17 protein-coding genes are annotated in these 25,290 nt (G+C 33.5%); 6 read left to right on the top strand and 11 right to left on the bottom strand.

Annotation, left to right across the window (positions count from 1 at the left end; genetic code table 11):
* Nucleotides 1–108: 108 nt before the first annotated feature.
* Nucleotides 109–492, bottom strand: coding sequence for a DUF2335 domain-containing protein (locus NBT05_RS01560; RefSeq protein ID WP_265771663.1), 384 nt, complete (start codon nucleotides 490–492; stop codon nucleotides 109–111).
* A 540-nt stretch (nucleotides 493–1,032) separates the two neighbouring features.
* On the opposite strand from NBT05_RS01560, the gene tig reads away from it, so the two are divergent.
* The 3 genes from tig (at nucleotide 1,033) to clpX (ending at nucleotide 4,452) form a co-directional block, all read left to right on the top strand.
* Nucleotides 1,033–2,355, top strand: a complete 1,323-nt coding sequence (tig, locus tag NBT05_RS01555; protein ID WP_265771662.1) for a trigger factor — start codon at nucleotides 1,033–1,035, stop codon at nucleotides 2,353–2,355.
* A 116-nt stretch (nucleotides 2,356–2,471) separates the two neighbouring features.
* Nucleotides 2,472–3,146, top strand: coding sequence for an ATP-dependent Clp endopeptidase proteolytic subunit ClpP (gene clpP / locus NBT05_RS01550; RefSeq protein ID WP_265771660.1), 675 nt, complete (start codon nucleotides 2,472–2,474; stop codon nucleotides 3,144–3,146).
* 73 nt (nucleotides 3,147–3,219) lie between these two features.
* Nucleotides 3,220–4,452 (top strand): ATP-dependent Clp protease ATP-binding subunit ClpX, encoded by a 1,233-nt coding sequence (gene clpX, locus NBT05_RS01545; protein WP_265771659.1) that lies wholly within the window; start codon nucleotides 3,220–3,222, stop codon nucleotides 4,450–4,452.
* Between the two features lie 548 nt (nucleotides 4,453–5,000).
* Here clpX and NBT05_RS01540 read toward each other — a convergent pair.
* Together NBT05_RS01540 and NBT05_RS01535 are read right to left on the bottom strand one after the other, a co-directional pair.
* Nucleotides 5,001–5,381, bottom strand: a complete 381-nt coding sequence (locus tag NBT05_RS01540) for a hypothetical protein (protein ID WP_265771658.1) — start codon at nucleotides 5,379–5,381, stop codon at nucleotides 5,001–5,003.
* Between the two features lie 196 nt (nucleotides 5,382–5,577).
* Nucleotides 5,578–7,131: a GH3 auxin-responsive promoter family protein gene (locus NBT05_RS01535; protein WP_265771657.1), complete on the bottom strand. Its 1,554-nt coding sequence runs from the start codon at nucleotides 7,129–7,131 to the stop codon at nucleotides 5,578–5,580.
* Nucleotides 7,132–7,261: 130 nt separating this feature from the next.
* On the opposite strand from NBT05_RS01535, the gene NBT05_RS01530 reads away from it, so the two are divergent.
* The gene (locus NBT05_RS01530; protein WP_265771656.1) at nucleotides 7,262–8,059 is read left to right on the top strand and encodes a DUF2797 domain-containing protein; all 798 of its coding nucleotides are present in this window, start codon (nucleotides 7,262–7,264) and stop codon (nucleotides 8,057–8,059) included.
* 461 nt (nucleotides 8,060–8,520) lie between these two features.
* Here NBT05_RS01530 and NBT05_RS01525 read toward each other — a convergent pair whose 3' ends face one another.
* From NBT05_RS01525 to NBT05_RS01500, 6 genes are all read right to left on the bottom strand, one after another.
* Nucleotides 8,521–8,970, bottom strand: coding sequence for a hypothetical protein (locus tag NBT05_RS01525; RefSeq protein WP_265771655.1), 450 nt, complete (start codon nucleotides 8,968–8,970; stop codon nucleotides 8,521–8,523).
* Nucleotides 8,971–8,999: 29 nt separating this feature from the next.
* Nucleotides 9,000–10,271 (bottom strand): hypothetical protein, encoded by a 1,272-nt coding sequence (locus tag NBT05_RS01520; protein WP_265771654.1) that lies wholly within the window; start codon nucleotides 10,269–10,271, stop codon nucleotides 9,000–9,002.
* A gap of 453 nt (nucleotides 10,272–10,724) precedes the next feature.
* Nucleotides 10,725–13,367 carry an AsmA-like C-terminal region-containing protein gene (locus tag NBT05_RS01515; RefSeq protein ID WP_265771653.1) on the bottom strand — a complete coding sequence of 881 codons (2,643 nt, stop codon included), beginning with the start codon at nucleotides 13,365–13,367 and terminating at the stop codon, nucleotides 10,725–10,727.
* A gap of 435 nt (nucleotides 13,368–13,802) precedes the next feature.
* A complete protein-coding gene (locus NBT05_RS01510; RefSeq protein WP_265771652.1) occupies nucleotides 13,803–15,173 on the bottom strand; it encodes a Fic family protein in 1,371 nt (456 codons plus the stop codon).
* Nucleotides 15,174–15,676: 503 nt separating this feature from the next.
* On the bottom strand, nucleotides 15,677–16,417 hold the full coding sequence (locus NBT05_RS01505; protein ID WP_265771651.1) for a hypothetical protein: 741 nt from the start codon (nucleotides 16,415–16,417) through the stop codon (nucleotides 15,677–15,679).
* Between the two features lie 391 nt (nucleotides 16,418–16,808).
* The gene (locus NBT05_RS01500) at nucleotides 16,809–17,516 is read right to left on the bottom strand and encodes a queuosine precursor transporter (RefSeq protein WP_265771650.1); all 708 of its coding nucleotides are present in this window, start codon (nucleotides 17,514–17,516) and stop codon (nucleotides 16,809–16,811) included.
* 92 nt (nucleotides 17,517–17,608) lie between these two features.
* Here NBT05_RS01500 and folK point away from each other — a divergent pair, with 92 nt between their 5' ends.
* On the top strand, nucleotides 17,609–18,742 hold the full coding sequence (gene folK / locus NBT05_RS01495; RefSeq protein WP_265771649.1) for a 2-amino-4-hydroxy-6-hydroxymethyldihydropteridine diphosphokinase: 1,134 nt from the start codon (nucleotides 17,609–17,611) through the stop codon (nucleotides 18,740–18,742).
* A gap of 84 nt (nucleotides 18,743–18,826) precedes the next feature.
* Here folK and NBT05_RS01490 read toward each other — a convergent pair whose 3' ends face one another.
* Nucleotides 18,827–21,349, bottom strand: coding sequence for a VPS10 domain-containing protein (locus NBT05_RS01490; RefSeq protein ID WP_265771648.1), 2,523 nt, complete (start codon nucleotides 21,347–21,349; stop codon nucleotides 18,827–18,829).
* Between the two features lie 376 nt (nucleotides 21,350–21,725).
* A complete protein-coding gene (locus NBT05_RS01485) occupies nucleotides 21,726–22,274 on the bottom strand; it encodes an RNA methyltransferase (RefSeq protein WP_265771647.1) in 549 nt (182 codons plus the stop codon).
* Nucleotides 22,275–22,460: 186 nt separating this feature from the next.
* On the opposite strand from NBT05_RS01485, the gene mutS reads away from it, so the two are divergent.
* Nucleotides 22,461–25,082 (top strand): DNA mismatch repair protein MutS, encoded by a 2,622-nt coding sequence (gene mutS / locus NBT05_RS01480; protein ID WP_265773193.1) that lies wholly within the window; start codon nucleotides 22,461–22,463, stop codon nucleotides 25,080–25,082.
* Nucleotides 25,083–25,290: the final 208 nt, after the last annotated feature.

Below are 25,290 nucleotides of genomic sequence, written 5' to 3'. Positions count from 1 at the left end.
AATTGTATATGGTCTTTTCTCTTTTGTAGGTCTTAGGTTCTTGAATTTTTAATTGAGTTTTTGTTTTGTGGAAGAATGTTTGGTAATTAACTTTATTGTTAGTTATATCTAATTTTTTCGTTTAAATCTATAAACAAATACTCCTATAATCGCGGCCATAGCACTAACAATAGAAATAGCAACCGATGATTGATCATTAGAAACAGAATAATAAATTAAATAACACAAAGATGCCATAGTCAACACTCCTGATAATAAGCCAACCGTAGTTTGTAACATAATAGCAAAATGAGTTTTGGAATCCATATTATGAGAATGCTTCTGTTCTTTCTCTGCCATTTTTAAAATTCTATCAGGAAAAGTGGAATCTAACTTTTTATACCCTGCCATCATATCCGGTGGGGGTATCGCTCCCTTGTACAACTGTGTTTTTGTTACAGAAAGTCCAGATTGATTATTTTCGTTTGGATTTTTATTTTTGTTGGGTTTCAATATTATAGGCCTTATTTATATATTCTCCGGTTTTAAACCAATAATCAGAGATATTATTTCTACTCTTTTTAACTGGCATAGTCATTCCGAAAGTAAATACTACAACGAAACCATCTATTATATTTTTAATTGAACTTAACATATAAATATCAATTGATTATTAAAATTTTTGAATTTTAATATAAAAACAAATTTATTAATTTTTGTAAAAATATTACTAACATTGTATGAGAAAACATAAAGTTTTGGAATCAACTAAAATATCTATTAGTTAATTAAAAAGTTGTTAAATATAGAACTGAGCATTTAGTATTAATCAAGCTTATTAAGCTATAATTCCAGTTTGACATATAGCTGTTTTTAGCTTATCTACATTATCAACATTAACCATTATAATCATATATAACGACAAAACAATCTGCCAATTATTTATAAGAACCGGGTAATTTCAAATTTATCTGTTTTTCAAGAAATTGGGACTTTGTGAACTAAGTTAAAATCCGTACTTTTGCCACCCGATTTTCAAGAAAAAAAAGTTACATGAATATATCAAAAGAACAGGTTGATGATTTAAACGCAGTCGTAACCGTTGCTATTTCTAAAGATGATTATACCGATAAAGTCGATAAAATTCTAAAAGATTACCGTAAAAATGCAAACATTCCCGGATTTAGAAAAGGACATGTACCGATGGGTCTGGTTAAAAAACAATACGGAAAAGCGGTATTGGTAGATGAAGTAAATAAACTGCTACAGGAAGCACTAAACAAATACTTAACCGAAGAAAAGCTAGATGTCCTGGGAAATCCTTTGCCTAAAGAGCAGGATAATTTTAACTGGGACCAGGAAGATTATTCTTTTGAATTTGAATTAGGACTAGCCCCTAAGTTTGAAGTGGTTTTAAACGGAGATAAAAAAGTAACGAATTATAAAATTACAGCTTCGGATGAAATGGTGGATAACCAGGTAAAATCCATTCAAAAGCAATACGGTAAGTTAGTTTCTAAAGAACAGTTTGAAGAGGGAGATCAGATCACCGGTACTTTCTATAATGAAGCTGAAAATATTGACGAGAAGGTAACACTTACTTACGATCAGATTAAAGGTACTGAACAGGTAAAGATGTTTACAGGAGCTAAAGTAGGTGATATCCTAAGCCTACAAGCTAAAGATCTTTTTGAAAGTGCTACGGTATTAGCAAATACTTTAAAGATTGATCAGGAAAAAGCAGATAACCTGGATGCTGAATTGCAGTTTACGGTTTCTGAAATTAATACGCAGGAACTTGCTGAATTAGATCAGGAACTTTTCGACAAGGTTTACGGAAAAGATACGGTAAAAAGTGTCACCGAACTGAAAGAAAGAATCAAAAGCGATGCGGAAAAACAGTTTGTACAACATTCTGACCAGCAGTTGTTAAATGATATTACCGAGAGTGTTTTAGAAAATACTACGTTTGACTTACCCGCTTCTTTTTTACAAAAATGGATTCAGGCTACAGGAGAAAAGGAGTTAAGTGAGGATGAAGCCAAAGATGAATATGAAAAAAGTAAAAAGGGGTTGCGTTATCAACTAATCGAAGGTAAAATTATTACGGATAATAACCTGCAGGTTACCCTTGATGAATTAAAGGCTTTTGCTAAAGAGTTAATTAAAGGACAGATGGCACAATTCGGACAAATGTCACCGGATGATAAAGAGCTGGATGATATTGCAGCACGTATTTTATCTAATAAAGATGAAGTCAAAAGAATCTCGGATCAGTTGATGAGTCAAAAAATGTTGACCTATTTTAAGGAGAACATTAACCTGGAAGAGAAAGAAGTTACCTTTGATGAATTTGTAAAAGAAGTTTACAAATAAGCTAAGGATTGTAGTTAGAATTAATACTTATATTTAGGCATTAAACTTGCAATAGGGTTTATGTTTTTTAAAGAAGTTGATTAAATAGCTTCTATCAAATATCAGTAACATATTATATGGATTATACAAAAGAATTTGAAAAATATGCCATTAAAGACCGGGGAATCAATGGCAACTACTATCAGAATATTATCAGTAGTATGTATCCGGTAGGCATGACTCCTAATATTATAGAAGAACGCCAGATGAATGTTGTAGCCATGGATGTTTTTTCAAGGTTAATGATGGATCGTATTATTTTTATGGGTACCGGTATTAACGACCAGGTGGCTAATATTATCCAGGCGCAGTTATTATTTTTAGAGAGTGTGGACTCTTCTAAGGATATACAGATCTATATTAATTCTCCGGGAGGTAGTGTTTACGCAGGTCTTGGGATTTACGATACCATGCAGTTTATCAAGCCGGACGTAGCTACTATATGTACGGGGATGGCAGCTTCTATGGGAGCGGTATTGTTATGTGCCGGTGAGAAAGGAAAAAGATCCGGGTTGCCGCACAGTAGGGTTATGATACATCAACCGCTGGGTGGTGCACAGGGACAGGCCAGTGATATAGAAATTACTGCCAGGGAAATCCTGACCTTAAAAGAAGAATTATATCAAATCATCGCAAAACATTCCGGGCAGGAATATGATAAAGTGTACGAAGACAGTGATCGGGATTACTGGATGAAAGCCGATAAAGCCCTGGAATATGGAATGATTGATGAAATTTTAAAACGTGACTAATTGTCAAGAATACGTGTATTCGTGTCAAATCGTCAATACTCGTTAGAACTCAACTTTTTGAAGATACTTTACTATGCCTAAAGAAGATTTAGAATGCTCATTTTGTGGTAGAAAAAAACCGGAAACCAATTTACTAATTGCCGGATTAGACGCACATATCTGTGATCGATGTATTGTACAGGCGCATGGTATTGTAGTAGAAGAAGCTAAGGATGAAGAAACCGGAGAGTTAAGTAACGAATTAATGTTACGTAAACCAAAGGCTATTAAAAGCTTTTTAGATCAATATGTAATCGGACAGGAATTTACAAAAAAAGTAATGTCGGTGGCGGTTTATAATCATTATAAAAGATTATTACAGCCTACTACCAGTGATGATATTGAAATTCAAAAAAGTAATATTATCATGGTAGGGCAAACAGGTACCGGTAAAACCTTGATTGCAAAAACCATTGCCAAAATGCTGAACGTACCTTTAGCCATTGTAGATGCTACGGTACTTACGGAAGCTGGGTATGTAGGAGAAGATGTAGAAAGTATTCTAACGCGCCTATTACAGGCAGCAGATTATAATCTGGAAAAAGCACAGCGGGGCATTGTATTTATTGATGAAATTGATAAAATTGCCAGAAAAAGCGATAATCCAAGTATCACCCGTGATGTCTCTGGTGAAGGAGTACAACAAGCTTTGCTAAAACTACTGGAAGGTACGGTAGTTAATGTTCCGCCAAAAGGTGGGCGTAAACATCCGGATCAAAAATTTATTGAAGTAGATACGGAGAATATTTTATTTATAGCAGGTGGTGCTTTTGATGGAATTAATAAAGCTATTACCAAGCGGTTAAATATGCAGGCCATGGGATTCAGTGCTTCAAAGAATGAAGAAGCTATCGATAAAGAGAACCTCCTGCAATATATTATTCCAAAAGATTTAAAAGACTTTGGTTTAATCCCTGAAATCATAGGAAGGTTACCTGTGTTGTCTTATATGAACCCTCTGGATAAGAAGACGCTTCGTTCTATCTTAACTGAACCTAAGAATGCTATTATCAAGCAATATCAGAAGTTGTTTGAAATGGATTCTATTAAGTTTACAATTACTGAAGGAGCTTTGGATTATATCGTAGAAAAGGCCATAGATTATAAATTAGGAGCCAGGGGACTTCGGTCACTCTGTGAGGCTATTTTTACGGATGCTATGTTTGAAATGCCGGAAGGAAATGAAACGGAATTACGGGTAACCAAAGATTATGCTGAAAAAAAATTAAATAAATCTGTAGTTAATAAGCTAAAGGCAGTATCATAGACGAGAAGTGATAAAATGAAATTTACAAAGTTAAAAGCCGATTTACGTTATATAAATCGGCTTTTTTGTACAAGTTGAATTCAGGTTGTGTTATTGTATAGCTAAATCAACATAAAATAACATGAATCTTCATATAAAAAACTTGAATCTCTGCGTTAAAAAGCCTCGTCTTAGCTAGGGCTAGGCCTGCATTTTTTGCCTTGATCTTCAATTTTTTTCTTTATAAATCTTCTATGCCATTTTATATTTATTTAGCTATAATAAGTTGTTTTCTTAGGTTTTAGGCGGGTCTGTAAGTATTTTATGTATAAGTCCTGTTGTTTGGTTTTATAGAATAAAAGATTTAAAACGACTACTTTTAAAAGTCTCATTGGGGTTAAGTTTAGATTAATAATAGTATAGAAAAAAAGAGCTGGATGACAATAACTATTGTCATATGGTAAAGTAAGATTTAGAGTAAAAAAGCACCCCCAAGCAACAAGGGTGCTAATTATGGCAATTGAAAATTAACGATATGTTAGGGTATTATTTTTAAGTTCTTCTGACTTTTAATTAGAAGCAACCATGGTACGGTTCTTTAACTTTTTCACCATTTCTTCAGTATTTTTAAGGGCTACTTTAGTATTATCTTTTAGCTGAATGTCAAAATTGTTTTTTGATAATAAATCCTGATAGAAAGAAATCTTACTATCTTCTTTTAATTCAATATTAAAATTATTTTTAGAAAGTAATACTTCGTAAAATGCCACTTTTGAAGTTTCACGGTAATGTTCTGGTTTCTTAAATTCGGTTGTAATCTCGTTTTTATTTACTTTTTGTGTAGAAGAAGTTAGTGTTTCAATTTTTTCTGAAATACTACTATTGTTTGTGAAGTCTTGAGCATTTGCTAATCCGGAACAAAGTATAATAATGATGGCGATACGTTTCATATTTTAGGGCTTTATGATTATAACTATCTGTGAACAAATTTAATATGCTTTTTCCCTTTAAAAAAGATATTTCTAAATTTTTAGATAAAGAGGGAATAATTTTCGTTGAAATACACAAAAAATAGCATTTTAACGCAAAAAATAACTTTGAAATAGTACGTTTAAACCGTAAAAACTATCATTATGGATGGGATTTTTACCTTAAAAAGTCTGATTTTGCCCTAAACGAAGAGGTAGATTGATTTAAACATTTTAATTCTTCTATATAATGTCGTTCATTTGACAATCTGGGTATTTTGTGTTGTCCGCCTAATTTATTCTTCTTCTTTAACCAGGTATAAAATAGATTTGGCTTAGCTTTAATTATTTGTAAAGGGTTAAGCGTAATATTATGGGTTCTTTTGGCTTCGTAATCACTATTGATTGCCTGTAGATGCTTGTCTAAGGATTTTTCAAATGCTTGTAAGTCCCAGGGTTCTTTTTTAAACTCGATTACCCATTCGTGGGCTCCTTTATTTTTGCCATCCATAAATACAGGAGCTACCGTATATTCCACAATTTCACAATGCATTTCTTTAGAAGCTCTTTGTAAAGCTTCTTCGGTATTTTCAACAATAACTTCCTCCCCGAATACATTGATAAAGTGCTTGGTCCGGCCGGAAACTTTGATTCGATAAGGATTGGTAGAAGTAAACCGTACGGTATCCCCAATACGATACCTCCATAAACCTGCATTTGTAGTGATGACTATGGCGTAATTTACACCGACTTCTACTGCGTGTAAAGGAATAATTTTTTGTGATTCTGTCCCGTAGGTTTTCATAGGTATAAATTCGTAGAAAATACCGTAATCCAGCATTAGTAACAATTCATTAGAATCATTACGATCCTGTATAGCAAAAAAGCCTTCGGAAGCATTATAAATCTCGTAATACCTAAAGTCTTTTTTAGGAAGAATATGATGATACTGGTCTCGATAAGGTTCAAAATTTACACCTCCGTGAAAATACACTTCCAGGTTGTTCCAGATTTCGAACAAATTGGTATATCCTGTAGTTTCCAGGACTTCATTGAGTAAAACTAACATCCAGGATGGAACCCCTGCCAGGCTGGTTACATTCTCATAAATGGTTTCCTGAACAATTGCTTTCATCTTAACTTCCCAGTCACTCATCAAAGAGATCTCACTGCTGGGGGTAGAACTGAACTCAGCCCAAAATGGCATATTGTCTATAATAATAGCAGATAAATCACCGGTAGTAATATGATGCTGTTTTTCAAGCTCCTTACTACCACCTAATCGCAGACTTTTACCGGTAAATAATTTAGAATCTTCATTATTATTTAAATACATACAAAGTAAATCTTTTCCGGCAGCATAATGACAATCTTCCAGTGACTGCTGACTTACCGGGATGAATTTACTTTTAGCATTGGTAGTTCCGCTTGATTTGGCAAACCAGTTAATGGGGGTTGGCCAATAAAGGTTAGAAACCCCGGCTTTACTTTTTTGAATAAGGGGTTCATATTCTTCGTAGCAGGTAATAGGTAATCGACTGGCAAAATCCCGGTAATTTTTAATAGATGCAAAGTCGTATTGTTTTCCGTACTCCGTATTTTTTGCCGTCAGTAATAAATTAGTGAGCAATTCTAATTGTACGTCATGAGGATACTTTAAAAATAATTCCATCTGATGAAACCTTTTCTTCAGAAACCAACTGGCAATAGAATTTACTAAAGGGATTGGCATATTTTAATGTATCTTTAAACTCTGATGAACGGACTGTTTTACCCGTCCGATTAGTATGATAGTGATGTTAAATCTAAAATACTAAAAATATTCAAATTCTGTTTGTGCTATTCTTTTATAATCCATATTTATGAAATACGAAGGGGTTCTAACTAAAATGAGAACTGAGTTTAAAGATCCGATTCAATATTATTTACTTTTTGAAGACGATTTTATACATGTAAATCAACTACTTAACCGAAAGATATCTATAAAGTTCATGCGATACCAATGCCTGGCTTGCGGACTGGATAAAAAAATTTTTAGACAGGGCCTTTGCTATGACGACTTTTATAGTAAACCACAGGCGGGGGATTGGATCATGAGACCAGAATTAAGTACGGCGCACCTGGACGTAGAAGACCGGGACCTGGATTATGAAAAAAAAGTACAGCTACAACCCCATGTTGTATATCTGGCAAATTCCAGCAATATTAAGGTAGGAGTTACCCGAAAATCACAAGTGCCCACTCGCTGGATCGACCAGGGGGCTCACGAAGCTATCGAATTTGTAGAGGTGCCCAACCGATATCTTGCCGGAATCACGGAGGTTGCTTTAAAAGAACATATTGGTGATAAAACCAATTGGCGTAAAATGCTTATGAATCAAATTGAAGACGTGGATTTAAAAGTATTTAAAAATGAGCTAAAAAATTACCTGCCTGATGAGGTACATGCTTTTTACAAAGAAGAAGGGGAAGAAGTAAACATTAACTTTCCGGTACTTGAATACCCGGAGAAGTTAAAAAGCTTAAATTTAGAAAAAACACCAACATTTGAAGGCTTATTAAAGGGAATTAAAGGGCAATATCTAATTTTTGACGATCATACAGTATTTAATGTACGTAATAGTGAAGGATATGTGGTTACTATTGAAGTGCTTTTATAACCAGTAATACTTTTACTATTATCTTTCTTTGGTATTGGGTATAGATGTAAGATTGCTACCACTTTTAGAACCAAGAATTAAGACTAATTATTGTAATATTGAAAATAAATATTATAAAATTATTCATGGTCCTAATTTACAATAGCATCAGTGCATTAAAATTGGCCTAATTTATTTATTTACAGATATTTATACTATCCTAAATCCTTCCCAAAGGAAAGGACTTTGTGGCTACCTTTCCTTTGGGAAGGGCTGGGAATGGGATTGATTTATATGAATTATTATTATCAACGCTACTGTAAACTAGAACCAATTGATGATACCTTTTATTGCTGTATAAGAAGTTTTGCGTCATATGGTATAAAGTAAAAAACGGCATTAAAATAATGCCGTTTTACCCGTTATAAATAATACTTTAGCATAGGTTGCTAAAAAGCTTTTGGTTGTTTATTTATAGTGAACTAGAATCCTTCCTGAACTCCAATCCTCATCTTTTTGATCGTTTCTTCGTAGAATAGAATCGTCCAAATTATTTTTTCCGTATCGGCGTAAGCTACCAGGTCCTGAATGGATTCTGAGATCGTTTCTAAGGATTCTGTAGTAGCATCCGTACTTTTCTTTAAAATTTTTATATGGTCCGAATCCTCTTTAATACCTACATCACTTAATCTTACATCAGCTTCATGAGTGATGGCAATGTAGGGTAGTACCGTTGCAATCTCTTTAAACCTATCTATGTATAATTTCAGAAGATCTCCTTTTTTTAATTCCTGCAAGTCCGTAATGGTGTGGAATTTTGAGATTTGGTCTTTTTTGATAAAGAACACGCCATCATCCCTTTTCTGACCATAGGTTAGCATTACAGATAAAAATAGTGATACAAAGATTAGTTTTTTAAGTGGGTACATCATAATTTAATTTGCTTGATTCAATAGGTTTTCTACTGCATTACCATATAGGTGTTTTTTGATTTTTGTAATTCAAATTTAGGTAAAATAGTACTTTGCGGATCTGTAAATAAGGTTTGTACATCTACAAATTCCTGAGTAAAACGATTATACTTTAAAATATCTAATACTCCGTCTGCAGGTTTAAAAGCTACTTGTACTCCTTCTTTGTGGATGTTAAAAAAGCTATTGTCCATACCAAAGGCTTTTCTAATAAAGGAAAGTGAGGTATAAGAAGTATCAAATTTTACAATATCAGAAAATCCGGAGATTTTAGAACTGTTCAGATAAACTTTTGCCATGTTACTTGCAGCGATGGCAGCAGTGGTATGCATATAGTTACCGGCATCTGATAAATTAATTAAAGAAGCATTGGTAATCGTAACATCTGTAACTTTATCCTGGTTGGCCAATCCGCCATTTTTATTAAATCCGTTAATTTCAATAGCATAAGATCCTCTAGGACTGGTAATAAACGGATGTCTGATGGCAGTAAGGTGATCTATAATTCCTTGATATCCTTCTACCATTTGGAAGTCATCATCTGCAGCCTTATAAGATACAAGATTACCCGCATCGTTATTACCACCTTTCCAGCTAAAAGAATCTTGTCCGGAATAACTGACCATAATGTTAGAAAGCATAGAACCTGTACCAATACCTAGTAGGGTAAGTCCGCTGGCGTTTTCACCACTTTTTACATTATTACCGGCAAATTCTATTCGTACGTTCGTTAACAATACGGTTTGCTCTTCATAACGTTGTCCTCCGTATACAGAATACTGTGGAGAAAAAGAACTTTTTAAAGCACTACTGCCACTCACAGTATTCACAAAACCGTTTCCGGCAATAATAATACCACCCCAGTCTCCGCTCTTTCGGGCTTTGGCCGGTTTATTAGAAGTAAATACAATAGGAGATACTTCAGACCCTACGGCAATTAGTTTGGATCCTCGGGTTACAAAAAGATTACCGGGATTTTTATGATCACCTCGGATAATGGTTCCTTCTTCTATAGTAAGGATCGCATTTTCTGTAACATATACGTCTCCTGATAACAGCCATACGGTATCATTAGATAAGAACGTATCTCTGGTTATAGCATTAGGAATACTTTCTTCCGTATCTGGGTAAGCAGTCATGTTAGGATCAAAATTGGTCCAACCACTCATCCATTTAGTATTCTGATTAAAATCTTGTGCATAGGTTGTTGCATACAACAGTATTAAAAAACAAAAAGCTATTTTAATATTTAAAACTTTCATAATAAGTATTATTTTGGGGTTGATCAAAAAGTACTTTCACTTTTCTTACAGCTAAGATACCAAGAATCATTAAAAAATTCTTACGTTTTTACCGTAAAATTTATGAGTTCGTCGATATTATGAAATTAATTAACATAATAAATGTAGTATAATACTTACATTAATATTTAATTTTAATTGATAATCAGACTTTTACTGATTATTTTAATTTTCTATGTTTGGGGATATTTTAAGGATAATTATTGTAAGAAAACTAATAATACTCATCTTTTTCCTAGTTTAAAGGCTATTTTAAGGGTTTAAAAACAGTTTAACTTCGTCTTTTTTTAAAATTATTTGCAAATTATATCGCTGTAATTCTAAAAATGCGGATGAAAGTTATCAATTCTTATCTTGCTAAGCTGTGTAAGGATATAATTATCTATAATGGTTAGGTCATTTTGATTTCTACCATTATTTAGTGCTATCCTTTTTCTTTTTCCTATTAAGAAAACCTCCTAAAACATTTTTTGCAGCATCCTTTAATTTGTCTTCTGTGCTTTCTTTTTTGTTTTGGGCAGTAGTATCTCCTTTTTGTTCTTTCGTATTTCCTATAAGATCCTTCAATACATTACTTGTTTTTTCTTTAATCTGATTACCTACTTTTTCTTTTATCGCACTTTTTTGTTTACTAATAAGTTGTTGTGTTAATTCCTTAATTGCTGTAGTAGGATTTACTTTAATTGCAGGATTAGAAAAAGTTCCGGATAAACCAATGGGTAATGGTACTATGGTATTTTCAAGATCTGATTTGTTCAGGTTAGCCACCAGTCCGCTAATTTCAGATCCGAAATAGGTGGCCGGTACATCCATGACCAGTTTATAGTCCATTTGATTTGTAAAACTATGTGAACCGCTGGCATTGATTTTGACTCCTTTTAAATTAAAAGTAAAGGGCTTTACATTGATTCTTCCGTCATTAAAGTCAAGATTGGTTTTTATGTCTTTTAAGTTCAGGTCTTTTAGATTGATAAAAGATAATTTTGAATCAAGACTGGACAGAAGGGGGGAGGCATCTTCATTTACTTTGGCATTCAGTAACTCTGCTATGGCACTTCCCTTTATACTTTGTAAAACTGGGGTGAGGTCGTTATTTAGTTTTCCGTTTACGTTTAACTTGGTGTTTAATATTCCGGTCAGGGCTTTTGCGATAGGAGCCAGGCTTTGAAGCAATTCCATTTGAGAAAAGGACTGGGTAATATCAATCTTGCTTAAATCCAGGGCCATTTTAAAAGTAGGAGTGGTTTCCTTGGTATTTACCAAACCATCAAATGCAATAGATCCGTTAAAAATACCTGCCGTAATGTTCTTTAATAGCGCAGTTTCATCTTTAACTACAACGCTTCCTTTTGTATTAGATAAATTTAAATTGTCGTAGACTACCTTGTCTGCCTTAAAATTTAAAGTAGCATCCAGAAAAGAGGGTACCTTTAATGAGCCTTCAGGTAAATTTGTAGTGCTTTTAGTTTGTGATTCAGTAGCTTCATCCGTACTAACTATCATAAAGTCGTTTACATTAAAGGTAGTAGAAGTTACGTTAAAATTACCCTTTAATTGCTGATCGGTAAACAGAAATCCCAACATATTTTCTATCGTTCCGGTAGCAGTCATATCAGAAGCACCTGTAGTCGCGGTCATTTTTTCCAGTCGGATAACTCCCGGTTCAAAATTAACGCTAGCTTCTTTAATAGCTACTTCATTCGGTATTTCCGGAGATGCATAGGCAAAATCAGTAAGTGTTATATTTCCGGCACTTTTTACCTTTTGATATTGTTCTTTTTCTAAAGAATTCATATCAAAATTGGTGGTTAAATTAGCTTTTACTTTGCCTTTAAGTTTTTGTTCTAAAATTAAAGGATATGCTTTTTCTAGATTTTCAAGATTTAAAGTACCATTTACTTGTAACGCTACCAGTATATTTTCGGTTAAGTTTTTAAAACTTCCGTTACCGGCAAAAGTATCTTCGGCGATGCGAAAGGTAAAATTATCTATCGTGGCATACGTATCTTTAACCAGACCAGTGTCATTTGCTAAAAGAGCATTAATCGTAATATTTTCCACACTTCTAGGTAAATCAGGATATTTAAAGCTTGCATTAGCTGCCTTGATGTTAATATTTAATTTAGGGATGTAAGTGTCATCTACTTTTCCGTAGATTTTACCATCTACTTCAAAGTTACCGGTGGTCTTTACATTTTCTATATTTTTTGCATAGGTTTCCGGAATAACCCCAAGGAAATTTCTAAAGTCCGAAGAAGGGGTTTTAAAGTTGATGTTGACGTCGGTATAAGCCTCTGACAATTGTACGTAGCCATCAAAAGTTAAGGGGAGTTGGTTTACTTTGGCTTCATTTTCTTTAAAAGTATACTTTTGATTTTCAAGATCCAACTCTATGATAGCATTTAATAATAAATCATTGTTTGTTAAATAATTGGTTTGATCAAAGTTGAATGAAATTTTAGTATCCGTATGGGTATTTAATAAAATTGTATTACCGCTAACCGTACCATCACCCTGATGATTAAAGTTGTTTAGTGCTATAAAGGTTTTAGTAGCCCGGTCGTCATAAATCAGGTTACTTTTATTGATTTCATAATGATCTAGGTTTAAAGAAAATCCTTCGGATGTTGTAGTTTCTTGAGTCGGAGTAGTACTTTCTTTACCAATATCATAATTTGCCTGCCCCAAAGAATCTACTTTAATATGTATTTGAGCTTTGTCTACTATAATTTTTTGCACTTCCATAGGCTCAGAAGTGCCTTTAAACAGTTCGCTGACGCCCATAGTTAAGAAAATTTGCTCCACATTTGCCAGCGTATCCCCTTCAAACGGGATTTTATTAATTAAAACCAGATCATCTATCACTACCGAAGCATTAGGGAAATTTCTAAAAACACTAATGTCGACATCCTCAAAATTGACAATAGCATTTACATTTTGATTGACTAAAGTTTTTACTTTTTCTTTTATGGTTCCACTAAAAAAATAAGGCAGGGCAATTAGTAAAACAAGTAGGACTAAAAGAACGATTCCGGTGACTTTTACTATTTTTTTCATATGATTAAATGTAAACGCCTGTACTAATAGAAAGTCATTGACTTTGAATAAAGCATAGGGCGTTGTACTTTTTAGTATTAAATTTTATAGCGTAAAATAATGAAATTTGTAACGCCGACCTCACAAATATAAAACTCCCTTTAATAATAATACTAAAAAGTATTGTGGACGCATCTTGTTGGCAATATCTTATTCTTTCCGATGTAGACTAAAATTAATTTAGATTAGACTCTGTACAATTTAAAGTAACTGCTTTACTAAACTATTAAATTTCCGTTTTTATCTTTTTGGGCAAAAGCCGAAATTGACGAGGTATTCAGTAACAATAAGATTATGTTTTTCATTGTATTCTATTATATGATTGCCAACATTCTTTGTATGGTGCGTTTGTATCACGTAGGGACCAAATGAACTATACAAATAGTTAGTGACTTTTTATTCTACGCCAAGTATGGAAGCAAAAACATTTTCAAAAAAACTTTGAACAACATTAGCCAATTTTAAATCATTATGATCTTTCTCCCAGTTTGGATTTTCTTCGTTAGAATGAGCATATCTAATTATAATTTCTCCATTATCAGCTACATAAAATGCTCTCAATAAAATATGTTTTGAATATTCAGAATATCCAATAAAATTAAATTCTTTAGATTTTTCGTCAAAATAATTAAGTTCTAATGGAATTACATTGGATGTCTTTGGATATTTATTTCCTGATCTAAAAAATCTAAACATTAATGTAGATAATATTTTATTAGTATCATTATTATGAAACCGAACTGAAAAAAAGTTTGTATTTGGTGCCATTCCTGTTTCCTTTAGTTGTTGGTATTTCTCAAAAGTTATTAAGGGATACTCATAAAAACTTACATAAAAGCTTTCGACATTTTGATCTATAACTGACACTACTTGTTTAAATTCAAGTTTTATTTGGTTAACCTTATTAAGCCATAATTCAAATTCTGCTTTAGATTTTGCTAATCTTTGTTGAGTATCCTTAGTACCTATCCTTTTTGCCCAATCTTTAAGCCTGTTAGACTCATCTTTTATTCTTACATACTCAGCAAATAGTGTGGTGCAATTTTTTGTGACGACCTCTATTATCGGTTCGTATTCTCCTTCATCAGCTAAACTAAGAGCATTATAATAGTCAGGTCGTTCGTCTCTTCTAATATTACAAATCGGAAAACCGTTTTTTAGTAAGATTAAGTTTAATAAAAGCCTAGCGGTTCTTCCATTTCCGTCTTTGAACGGATGAATTTTTACCATTTCGTGGTGTGCTATCGCTCCAACAATTAGCGGATTTTCAGCTGCATTTTCATGAATCCAATCAAATAGTTCTCTCATTTTGATTGGCACTTCAAAAGGCTCAGGAGGTCGATGCTCAGAACCTGAAATTATAACTCCAATCTCTCTATAGTTACCAGGATTAAGGGACTCTTCATTTCCAATTATTAAACTATGTATTTGTTTTAAATGATGCTCAGTTATTTCAACATCATCTTTTACTATTTTATAGAGAAAATCAAAAGCAATTCCAAGATTTTTAACCTCTAAACTGTCTTTTAATGGCTTACCAGAAATATCAATCCCTTCTTTAAGAACTATAGAAGTTTCTTGTAGAGTTAGTCTATTTCCTTCTATTCCGGAACTATGAAAAATATGATGAGTTCTAAAATGTTCTCTTAATTTTTCAACGGCAATTTTATCCATCGATGTTTCACGAAATTCATCAACTTCTACTTGTAAATTTTTGATTTGTTGAAGTAAATCAGGAGATAATAATTCATCACTTAATTCAATCATTGATTTTCCTTTAAGTTTAATATAATTATTGCTAACGTTCAGTATAAGAAACGTAGGGCAGGTGATAAGCACTAACGTTTTGGTTTATTAACTAAGTACAAATATTTTGCTTTTATCTTTTCTACCGTAAACGTTAAATTTTATCTTTAACGGACTTTGCAAATAAACATGAACTTCTCGTTTAAGGACATAATCCCTATGTTTTCTTATGGAATGTTAGCCGTGGTACTTTTTATTAATTTTTTTTATTATCAAGGTAATCTAAAATAATTAAACAAATCTTAGATAATGGAAATGCATTTATTAATTGAACTATTCGCTTAATAACAATACCAGATTTATTAGTAGGCATAATCCAAAGTAAAAAGAAAATTATTAAAAAAAATGAAAGTACAAAAATTAAATTCAGGCTGTATGTATGTTGTCCCATAATAGTAAAATTAAGTTCAACAAAATAAAGATTTAATGTAAAAAGTAAACGTTCCAATGTGTTCCGGAACGGACTAATTAACTCGTTTCACATTTGGTAAATGGAATTGTTCTTTCTCAAATGTCTTTTGATTTTCTTCAAACTTGGTATCAAGGGGATTTAAGTATTTTCTTAAAGTTCCTTCAGCTACATCTACTTCAAAAAGTTCCTTTATAAGTCTAGCAAAAGCTGTATAGTTTACTTCTCCACCTGGTAACTCAGGTGTTTCAATATAACCTTCTTGTGCTAGCATACTAAAAATATAACCAATATGAGTTTTTTTACCTAGCCATCTTATTCTTGTAGATTTTTGATTGGACATACGAATTTCATTGATGTTATTCTGAATTCGAACTAGATCTAAAATGAAACGATTTCCGATGTGAAAAAGCGCAAATGGCAACCAACTTAAAGTTTTTGACCTTGCCTTATGGAAGTTCAAGTAGTAGTAACTCTCTAGGTAATTTACTTTGGATGGACTAGTGCTTTTATTTAGAGATTCAAATATTTGCATTATTGAACCGTCTTTTGGATAATCCTCAGAATTTATCTTCCTTTCATTTATTACGTCAATATTGTTTGTATCTAAATTATCAATTAGTGTCGAGTAATATCTTGATTGCTTGTTATCAACGTAGAAATCAGATTTAATAGTTCTAAGACTAATCTTAACTGCTTCGATATTAAATTTTATGAAAGAATCAAAAGTGTCGTAATTAGTGGTTGCTAATTTTAAGAATATTTGAGATAGTGCATTTTCATATTGGTTTTTCAAATCAATTAAGATTTCTTATTGGCGTATCTTTATAAACTCTAGATTATTTTCAAAGTAATTTTTATTTTGATATTCTACGAGTACAAAATGTTTGTCATATTCTACAGAATTAGAATAAGGGTCAACTAAAAAATCTAAATAGTAATTTTGTCCTAGGGCTTTAATAAAATTTTTTACACTCCTCATTCAATATTTTTCGCACATAAAAGATAATTATTTATCTTATCATCAATATTATGGTCAACACAAAAATAAAAGATTTATAGACCTGTCTTCGATTTTTACCTGTTGAAATTGTTTTTTACATTTCTAAAGCTAAGTCAATACTAAATAACCTAAATCTTTATAGAAAAAACAACAACCTATGAATTTAAAAAAATAGTCTAAAATCTTAAAATTCCAATCGTAATTCTTCTCCTTCTTTTAAATTAAATTTTTTACGAAATATATAAACACCTGCATATAAAAAGGGGGTATCAAAAAAGGCAACCAGTACTTTAAATAAAAAACCACTTAAGAGCAACGTACCGAAGAGGTTCCATTCGATTTTATTAAAACTACAAAGTAGCAGCAGTACCGCCAGGGTATCTACAAATTGGGAAAGAAAGGTGGAAGCATTATTACGTAACCATAAATGTTTTCCTTTGGTCAGCTTTTTCCAGAAGTGGTAGATTTGTATATCAATGTATTGTGCCAATAAATAAGCGGTCATAGAAGCCAGTACCGCAATCACCGTAGCCCCAAAAACCGTTTCAAATAAATCATTACTGACCGGTGACCACGAAGTTGCCGGTACTGCAGAAGCAATGGTAATAATAGCTAATGAAAAAAGCGAAGCAAAAATACCTGCGGTCACCACCTGATTGGCTTTTTTCTTCCCGTAGATCTCGCTAATCATATCTGTAACCAAGAAAGTTATTGGGTACGGAAGAATACCTACAGATATCTCAAATGTATACCACCCAAAAAAGTCCCAGGTAAAAAACTTTTGAAAAATCAAATTGGAAACTACTAAAGAAGCAATAAAGAGTCCAGCCAGGACTAAATAAATTCGATAAGCGATGGCAGTTTGTTTTGAAGTGTGTACTTTTCCTGTCAAGATAATAGCTAAAAAAGATTTGAAACAAATACAAGTAATAAAGTTGTACTATGAAACGAGTAAGCTAGTTTATAATTTTTGATATTCCAATTTTGAATACAAATCATTTTGTTTATATAGGTCTGGGTAGTAACCAGGGGGATCGATTAGCTACCTTACAAAAAGGAATAAATGCTATTTTTGAAGAGATAGGTGCTATTGAAGCTACTTCTTCAGTATATCAAACACCTGCCTGGGGTTTTAAGGGGGATGATTTTTATAATGCTTGTATAAAAGTAAAAACTTTATATGCACCGGATCAAGTCCTTTCGCTTCTATTAACTATTGAAAACAGATTGGGTAGGAAAAGAAAAGACGGGGTCGGATACACTTCCAGGACGATTGACCTAGATATTTTATATTATGACTTAAGAATTATCAAAGAACAAAATCTTACCATTCCACATCCTTTATTACATCAAAGAGCCTTTGTTTTAAAACCCTTGTCAGAAATAGCTCCGGAGTTGGTACATCCTGTTTTTAAAAAAACAAACCTAATTCTTAGCAAAGAGTTGGATGAAGATGATCAGGTAATGCTTAGTACGGATAGCTTAAAAGACCCGGCATCGTATTTTTTTAAAGATATGGTAAAATATATTGCCGTTGAGGGGGTGATAGGCGCTGGTAAAACAACCTTGGCCCGTATGATTGCAGAAGAATTTAACGGATTACCTTTGTACGAAAATTTTAAGGAGAATGACTTTTTGCCCAAGTTTTATAGAGATATGGACCGATATGCCTTTCCTTTGGAAATGTCATTTTTAGCGGAACGTTATCATCAACTCCTGGAGGTGCTGGATCAATATAATTTATTTCATGATTTTATTGTTAGTGACTACGAAATCAGTAAGTCCCTTATATTTTCAAAAGTTACCCTAGCTGAGGAAGAATTTAAATTATATCGGCAAATTTTTGAGATTATGTATTCTAAAATTAAAAAACCGGATGTGTATGTGTACTTGTATCAAAATGTAGAACGTCTACTTATCCATATAAAAAAACGGGGCAGGGCTTATGAACAGCAAATTCAGCCGGATTATTTAGTAAAATTGCAGAAAGGTTATCTAGCGTACCTTAAATCTCAGTTGGATTTGAACTACATCATTATTGATGTTACAGAAAAAGATTTTACTGCTAACCGAAAAGATTTTACGGATATGCTTACCCGTATAAAGAACAATTTTTAAACCCTTAAAAATGGCAACTTCTAAAAATTAAAAAACCATCCTATAAGGACGGCTTTTTAATTTTATCTTTTGAACTGCCAATAGCTATTGTAATAATACCTTTTCAGTAAATTCTCCCAGTTCGCTATTTATCCTTAAATAATAGATACCTGTTGCCAGTTGACTGGTGTTGATTTGCAGAGGAGATGATAAAGATATCTTTTTGTTAAAATACACGATTTGTCCCTGGTTGTTAAATAAACGTACTTCGCTATCCCCTTTTAGTTCTGCAGATACGTTAATCACGTTGCTCGAAGGATTTGGGTAAATAGAAATACCGCTTTTCTTAAAGGATTCTTCAATACTCAACACATTTTTATTACTATAAATTGGAGAACTCCACATACCGCGTCCGTAGGTTGCCGCATAAATTCGGTTATCTTTATAATTGATCTCCATTTCACTTATCTGAACGTTAGGTAGTTTGTTTCCAAAACTTTCCCATTCGTCCAAAGTATTATCCGTATAGTAGATACCATAACTCATCCCAACGTACAATCCATCTTCACTATTATCTTGCCAGATTAAAGAATATGGGGTAAAGTTAGGTAAGTTCTTTTTAAGAGACTTCCACGTATCACCAGTATCTTCAGAAATATATATCTTTTCACCGTTACTGGTAGCTACTGCTATTTTGTTTGGATTCTTAGGATGTATGGCGATGGCGTTAATATTAGAAGAAAACGAATTGGCAAGCTCCCATATCTTATCTCCATTTGTTTCTACATATAAATTTTTACCAAAGGCCGTATACATAACGCTATTATCCGAAGGGGCAATCTTTAAATGGTTTAACCCTCTTTCTAACAATACCTGCGAGATAGCTGTCCAGGTAGCGCCTCCATCAATAGATTTATAAACCTGATCATACCCTGTATAAATCGTATTAGGTTCAATTGGGTCTTGCTCAAAAGGGGTTATCCATTCTCCTTTCTTGTCATCCGGAGTTTTAATACCAGTAAGCCTTCTTCCCTGATTCAGAGATTTATATAAACTCCCGAATTGTGAAGTTCCATACAAGATATTAGGGTCGTTTTTATCTACAAAACTTTCCATTCCATCAGCTCCCAACCAGTCTGTCCAACCCTTGTTTTTAGTAAAAGCTGAAGTACCGTTATCCTGCGAACCAGCAGTAATAACAACATTTTTAGTTTGAGAAACCCCTAGTCGATAAAAATCCCGTATTCCAATTCCTTCTCCTATTTCACGGTAATATTCTGCATTTATAGTTTGTGGATCATCCGCTATGGCGATACCTCCATCTGTACCTACGTATAGTTTATTACCTATGTATTCCATAATATCAATATCCGCATGGCAATACCCTATATTTTGGCGTTTAGCCGAACCTGGTTGCCATTGTGATGTGATTTTAAAACTAGTACCTCCATCCGTAGACATCCAGGATAAAATACCGGCAATATGTACTTCATTTTCATCAGTGGGAGAGGCAGCAATATCCATATCCCTGGGCGCCTGTCCGGTATCATTTTTTTCTGCCTGCGAACTATAATTAAAATAGTTTTTGTCTTTATGTTCTTCTTTTAAGGTAAAAGAATTTCCGGAATCTTCAGAAACATAAAAAGCTCCGAAAGCACTGTTTTCTCTCTCCACTACATAAATTTTATCAGGATTAGCAGGGGTTACTGCCAGCATCTTAGTCCAGGTGGTAAAAGTTTCTTCTCCTATCATTTTAAAGGATTCTCCTCCGTTAGTAGATCTAAATACATTATTTCCAGAAGCATATACTACCTTTGGGTTGCCGGGTTTAAATTCTATGTCATACGTACTACTTGCTTTAATTACCTGCTTCCAGGTTTTACCAGCATCTATAGATTTGTAAATACCAAATCTGCTAAGACCTTCTCTATTACGTCCGGCAGCAGAAACAAAAATAATATTAGAGTTCTTCGGATGAATTTTAATCTGATTAATAAATGCATTATCATGAGTATTTCCTACCACAAACCAAGTACTTCCGGCATCGGTAGATTTATAAATTCGTCCATTTGAAGATCCCCAATAATAGGTTTCAGGATTTTTTTGATCCATAGCCAGGGAATAGGCTCTAAGGTTATTAAAATTATCAGTTAGAGAAACCCAATCTTTACCTTCATTAAAAGTTTGCCATATTCCACCGGTGCCAGATCCTATAATAATATGTTCCGGATTATTGGTATCAACTGCCAGTGATTGTACACGACCTATACCCGGGTTCCACCCTGATGTTTGCCTGTAATACGTAGGGCCCATTTCTACCCAATTGTCATTAGTAGCTGCTTTTTTTCTTTTATTACGGTAGCTATTGTACTTTTTTAACTCATCAAAATAGTAAGAATCCGGACGTAAATACCCATTTTCATCTACAGATAAGGTTGCGTTATATTCCCATCGTTTATACTGTTTATAGCCGGAGCCCTTGCCAGTATCATGAGTTTTGAAATAATTTTCTGCTTCTTTTTGAATTTGTGATAAGGTGTAGTCACCACTTTCAATCATATCCTGGTATTGCTGTGACCAGGCATTTACTAGAAAGAAGCATAAAAACGGAAAGAGTAATTTTTTCATAGGTATGAGTTTAAGTGAAGGTGTGAATTAATATAGTCATAACTTATTAATAATGAAAATATTTTACGAGGATGGAACGACTTATTAAATATACAACTGCCCATAGAGCGTTAGAAGCAGTTGGTATATTAAAAACCTGTTAATTTTGAAGGTTTTGGTACCATAAGTACGATCTGAAAAAATTATATATAATTGAAAATCAGATAATATGATAATTTTTACGGTTTAGAATTTATTTAACTTTTAACTCGCTATAAAATTTAGTAACCTTAGTTTATCCTACACAAATTGATTCAAATTTAGAAATTCTTAAATGAACCCCTCAATTTTTTAATATGGAGTAAAATTTCTATGTTTAAATTTAATAATATTTAATCTAAAGAGAAGTTTTAGCATATTTACAGAATGCTTCCCAGATCACAATTCCAGCGCTGGTAGCAATATTTAACGAATGTTTTGTGCCGTATTGCGGTATTTCCACTACTTTATCACTACCGCTAACCACTTCTTGAGCAACTCCTTTTACTTCATTTCCGAAGACAAATGCAGTCCGTTTTAAAGAAGATATTTCTAAGTTTTCTAAAGAAACGCTACCTTCGGCCTGTTCGACTGCAATTACATCAACTTGAGTAGATTGTAATTCTTTCACTAAGGCAAGCGTATCTTTTTTATATTCCCAATCCACCGTTTCCGTTGCTCCTAAAGCTGTTTTATGAATATTTTTATGTGGTGGCGTGGCTGTAATTCCACATAGATAAATTTTTTCGATTAAAAAAGCATCGGATGTTCTAAAAACTGATCCTATATTATGTAAGCTACGTATATTATCTAAGATAATTAGTATTGGGATCTTGTCAGCTTCTTTAAACTCAGCAATATTTTTTCGGCCCAACTCGCTATTTTTTATTTTTAAATTTTTCTGCATACCTGCAAATGTATTTTAGATATGCTTGCTCTCCAAATGAATCTGGTAATGGGCTTTAGAGCTTCTTTAGTTTTTAACAACAAGTAGATAAGCATTTGTGAATAAATAAGAATAAGTGTTTTTGATCCTTATATTATTAATTACAGAAGAGTTGTATTTTTGAAAGAAGCAGAAATCAAAGTTATTATGGCAGGGAATAAGGCAAAGAAGGTAACCCCTTTAATGAAGCAATACAATGCAATTAAGGCAAAGTATCCGGATGCCTTATTATTATTTAGGGTTGGAGATTTCTACGAGACTTTTGGGAAAGATGCTGTAAAAACTGCTTCTATTTTAAATATTATGCTTACCAAACGTGGTAATGGTAGCGAGAGCGAAACGGCACTTGCCGGATTTCCGCATCATTCCTTAAACACGTATTTGCCTAAGTTGGTAAAAGCAGGAGAGCGGGTTGCCATTTGTGACCAACTGGAAGATCCTAAACAAACTAAAACCATCGTTAAACGAGGTGTTACCGAACTGGTCACTCCGGGAGTTGCATTAAATGATGAAGTGTTACAGAGCAATACCAATAATTTTTTGGCTGCTATACATTTTGGTAAAAAAGAAGTAGGTGTTTCATTTCTAGATGTATCTACCGGAGAGTTTTTAGTTTCACAAGGTACTGCTGATTATATTGATAAGCTCTTACAGAATTTTAATCCGAGTGAAATTCTGCTTTCTAAAAATGATAAAAAACAATTCGAAGATCAATTTACCGGGGATTTTCATACTTTTTTTATCGAAAATTGGGTGTTTAAACAAGAATATGCTACCGAATTACTCCATAAACATTTTAAGGTGAATTCATTAAAAGGTTTTGGGGTAGATCATCTTAGAGAAGGGTGCTTATCTTCAGGTGTTATCTTACATTATCTTAACGAAACACAGCATCGTCAGTTAGAACATATTACTACACTTCGCCGGATTGCCGAAGATGCCTATATCTGGATGGACCGATTTACCATTAAAAACCTGGAATTGTACCATCAAACTTCGGCCAATGCCGTTACCCTTTTAGATGTTATTGACCATACCATTTCTCCCATGGGCGGAAGAACGTTAAAACGCTGGCTAGCATTACCGCTTAAAAACAAAGCTGAAATTGAAAAGCGTCACCAGGTAGTGGACTATTTTCTTTCACGTCCGGAAATTTTGCATAAACTGCAATCACAAATTAAACATATTGGGGATATTGAACGCTTAATTTCTAAGGTAGCAACCGGTAAAATTAACCCTCGGGAGATTGTACAGTTAAAAAATTCGCTGGAAGCCATTGTACCTATTAAAGCGATGGCGGTTCAAAGTGAAAATGAAGCACTAAAGGTAATCGGAGATACGTTGCATGATTGCGAACTCTTACGAACTAAAATCAAAAGTGTTATTTGCGAAGATGCACCGGTGCAATTAGCTAAAGGAAATTGTATTGCCGAAGGTTTTCATTCGGAACTTGATGAGTTGCGGTCTCTTTCGCAAAGCGGAAAGGACTATCTGGATAATATTGTAGAGAGGGAAACCAAAGCTACAGGTATTACCTCCCTGAAAATAGCTTCAAATAATGTATTCGGGTATTATATCGAAGTTAGAAATACGCATAAAGACAAAGTGCCGGACACCTGGATCCGGAAGCAAACCCTGGTCAATGCAGAACGTTATATCACCGAAGAATTAAAAGAGTACGAAGCAAAAATCTTGGGAGCCGAAGAAAAAATTCAAGTATTAGAACAAAATTTGTTTTCAGAATTAATTGTTTGGATTTATGATTATATACAACCGGTTCAACTAAACGCGCAACTTATCGGTCAGTTGGACTGCCTGGCTTCTTTTGCGATGTTGGCTAAACAGCATCAGTATGTTCGTCCTTTTATAGATGACTCTTTAGCTATTGAAATTAAAAATGGAAGACACCCGGTAATTGAAAAACAGCTGCCGCCGGGTGAATCGTATATCGCTAACGATATCTCTTTAAATAATGAAGAACAGCAATTCATTATGATTACTGGTCCTAATATGAGTGGTAAATCGGCTATTTTACGTCAAACGGCTTTAATTGTGCTATTAGCACAAATGGGAAGTTTTGTTCCTGCCGATGAAGCCCGTATCGGTATTATTGATAAGATTTTTACCCGGGTAGGGGCCAGCGATAATATCTCTATGGGAGAATCTACGTTTATGGTAGAAATGAATGAAACCGCTAGTATTCTAAATAATATTTCTAATCGGAGCCTGGTATTATTAGATGAAATAGGAAGGGGAACCAGTACTTATGATGGTATTTCCATTGCCTGGGCCATTAGTGAATACCTTCATGAGCATCCGGCGCGACCTAAAACCCTTTTTGCAACACATTATCATGAACTTAATAGAATGAGTGAAACCTTTCCCAGGATTAAAAACTACAACGTATCCGTAAAAGAATTAAAAGACACCGTTCTATTTTTACGAAAACTAGTTAAGGGTGGGAGTGAGCACAGTTTTGGGATACATGTAGCTGAATTAGCGGGGATGCCGCAACAAGTAATCCGCAGGGCTAATAAAATGCTGGTAGAACTAGAAGCGTCCCGAGGTAGTGAAAAAATAGCAGATCGTATTGAAAAACAGCAAGATGAACTACAGCTCAGTTTTTTTAACCTGGATGATCCATTGCTAGAAGAAATCAAAGAAGAAATTGTAAATACAGAAATTGACACGTTAACCCCGGTAGAAGCTTTGATGAAATTAAACGAAATTAAAAGAATGTTGACCGCAAAAAAAACAGCAAAAGCTTAAGCAAATCTGCGGGTTGAACAAAGATTTTTATAAAAGTTTAAAGGATAACACTTTTATAGTAAATAAGTTAGTTAATAATTACGTTCTTTTTATGAAAAAGCCTTTGGAATTATAAGAAATCTTTTAAATTTGCACCACTATTAAATAAGCGGTTGCTTGTTATATAGGAAGTTCTTTAGAGTATCATCAATATTTAGTAACTAACACT

Origin of the sequence: Aquimarina sp. ERC-38, from assembly GCF_026222555.1 — a bacterium.
GTDB lineage: Bacteria > Bacteroidota > Bacteroidia > Flavobacteriales > Flavobacteriaceae > Aquimarina.
The sequence above is the reverse complement of the archived record's forward strand: the minus strand, read 5'-3'. Positions and strand labels throughout refer to the sequence as shown.